A 2,577-nucleotide genomic window follows, 5' to 3' on the forward strand; every position below is an offset into this window, starting at 1 on the left:
GGTGTCTCCACGCGCTCGGAGAGGGCCGCGCCCCCTCGGTCCAGCAGCCGCCGCACCACCGCGGCCACCGCCCGCACCGCCTCCGGGTCGGTGCGCGGGGTGTGCCGGGCCGGCAGCTCCAGCAGACCCCAGCCGGACTCCGCCGCCTCGTCGATCACCCGGTCCGGCCCCGAACCGTCCGACGGCACCGCGAAGGCGAGCCGCCGCTCCCCGTGCCCGGTCCCGCTGCGGAACGGCGTGTACGGATAGAACGCGGCCGACACCAGCGGCGCCGCCGACGCGGGCAGCCGCCAGGACACCGGGAGCCGGTGCTGCGGGAGGCCGGGGTTGTGTGCCAGCAGCGTGGTCACCGCCGAGGCGGACGGGTCGTAGGACAGGCCCGCCCACTGGTCGCCGCCCACCGTGGAGAACGGGTCCAGCTGGCCGGGGTCGCCCACGAACAGCGCCCGCTCGAACAGCCCGGCCACGGCCAGCAGCGAGTCCGAGCGCATCTGGTACGCCTCGTCCACGATCGCGTGCCGCCACGGCTCGTCCACCTTGACGTGCGCCCACTTGGCGGCCGTGGAGAGCACCACCGGGAGCCCGCCCAGATCGCCCGCCTTGGCGGAGGTACGGACGTTCGGCAGCGCGTCCAGCGCCTTGTCGTAGGCGTCGGTGTCGCTGCTGTGCAGGCGGCCCACCGGCAGGTCGGGGTCCTTCTCGGCGAGGCGCAGCACCAGGTCGTCCACCTGGGCGTTGGTCTGCGCCACCACCATCAGCGGGCGGCCCGCCCCGGCCAGCTCCAGCGCGGCCCGGACCACCAGCGTCGACTTGCCGGCGCCGGGCGGGGAGTCGACCACCACACCGCGCTCCGTGCCGTGCAGGGTGTCGGCGAGGATCGCGTCCGTGGCGCGCGTGGCGGCGGCTCCGGGGTCGAAGTCCACGGTCGTCACAGCACGTCCTCCTCGGTCACCGCGTCCGGGATCTCCGGCACGGGCTCACCGGGCGGCCCGCCGTGCGTCCACGGGGTCTGCTCCGGGTCGGGCAGCTTGGCGCCGCCACGCTGCTCGTGCTCGAAGAGGGTGAAGCACACCGCGTCGCCCTTCTCCGGCACCGAACCGGCCTCCGGCTCCTTGCCCCGGCCCATCTTGTCCGTGATCCGCAGCACCAGCACGCCGTCCTCCGGCGCGCCCTCGTACCCGGCGAACTCCGCGGTCTGCGCCTTGCCGTTCAGCGAGCGGTACACCTTGGCGCGCTCGCCCAGATGCGGACGGTCCTCGGTGCGCACGGTCACCAGCGGACGCGGGCTCGGCCGCTTGCCCTCGCTGTACGCCATGACCACCTCGGTCACCTCGCCCGCGAACGCCTCCCCGGCCAGCCGCCGGGCCGCCATCACCAGCGGGTCGTCGAGCGCCTCCTGCGCCTCCAGCCGGGCCTGCTCGCGCTCGCGGCCGGCCAGCTTGCTGGCGGCGGTCACCGCGTCGTCCCGGCGCGGCTGCGGGGGTTCGCCCGCCGTGATCCGGTCCCGGTGCGCGGTGAACGACCAGCGGTCCCGCGTCCACCGCTCCTCGACATGCCCGCCCTCGGGGAGCGTCCGCAGCAGGTCGAGCCCCCGCCAGACCGCGTCCCAGGTCGGCCGGGTACGGCTCTCGACCAGGTCGCGGATCTCCCGCTCGGCAGCGGTGAGGGCGGTCAGCAGGTCCTCGGCCCTCAGGGGGTCCTCGGCGGCGGCCAGCGCGGTGCGCGCCCGGTCGTACCGCTCGATGGCCGGGGCCAGTAGTTTGTTGTCGAACGCCGGGTCGGTGGCCGGGCCCGCCGGGGGACACAGCAACTGGCCCGCCGCGTCCCGCGCCCGCTCCGCCCGCGCGGCCGCCTCGGCGCCGGACTCGCCCTCGGGCGGGTCGATCCAGGCCAGCAGGGCGCCCAGATGCTGGTCCTCCACCATGGACTGACCCGTGGCCCAGTGCCGGGACAGCGCGTCGGTCAGCGCCAGCAGCAGCGAGGAGCCCGGCACGCGGGAGCGCTCGCCGTAGTGCGTGAGCCAGCGGCCCAGCAACGGCACGCGCGGCGGCGCCGGATACGGCGTCTCCGGCTCCTGCTCGGCCGTACGCCGGAACCGCATGGAGCGGCCCAGCAGCCGGACGAGGTCCAGACCCGCGCGGCTCGGCACCACGATCTGGGGCGCGTCCACACAGAGGTCCACCTCGACCTTGACGCGCTTGCCGGTCTCCGGGTCGGTCTCGGTGCGCTCGGCCGTCTCCACCGCCTCGGCGCAGGAGTCCAGGTGCGGCAGCACGATGTCGGCCAGCTCGGCGAGGAACGCGAAGCGCTGGTCGCGGTCGCGGGGCTGCGGCACGACCAGCAGCCGGGGCGCGTCCCGGTCGGTGCCGACCAGCGCGCCCAGCGGGGCGCCCGTCTCACCGGCGGTGGTCAGCGGGACGAACACCAGCGGACGGTCGGACAGATGACGGTGCCGTACGGTCGCGGCGGGCTGGGCGCGGCCGGTGGCGACCGCCTCCAGGCGGGCCAGGGTGGCGATCAGGGACACGGCACGGCCTCCCGGTCCGCCGCCTCGGCGAGCGCCTCGGCCCGCAGGGC

The 2,577-nt window shown here is 76.0% G+C and carries 2 protein-coding genes; both read right to left on the bottom strand.

Annotated elements, in window-relative coordinates:
• Positions 1 to 932: AAA family ATPase (locus GT030_RS07305; protein ID WP_161200375.1), on the bottom strand; the 932-nt coding region annotated here is incomplete at its 3' end.
• Positions 929 to 2,527, bottom strand: a complete 1,599-nt coding sequence (locus tag GT030_RS07310; protein ID WP_161200376.1) for a hypothetical protein — start codon at positions 2,525 to 2,527, stop codon at positions 929 to 931. The genes GT030_RS07310 and GT030_RS07305, both read right to left, overlap by 4 nt.
• Between the last annotated feature and the right edge of the window lie 50 nt (positions 2,528 to 2,577).

It is taken from the genome of Streptomyces sp. SID1328 (assembly GCF_009865595.1).
GTDB lineage: Bacteria > Actinomycetota > Actinomycetes > Streptomycetales > Streptomycetaceae > Streptomyces > Streptomyces griseoluteus.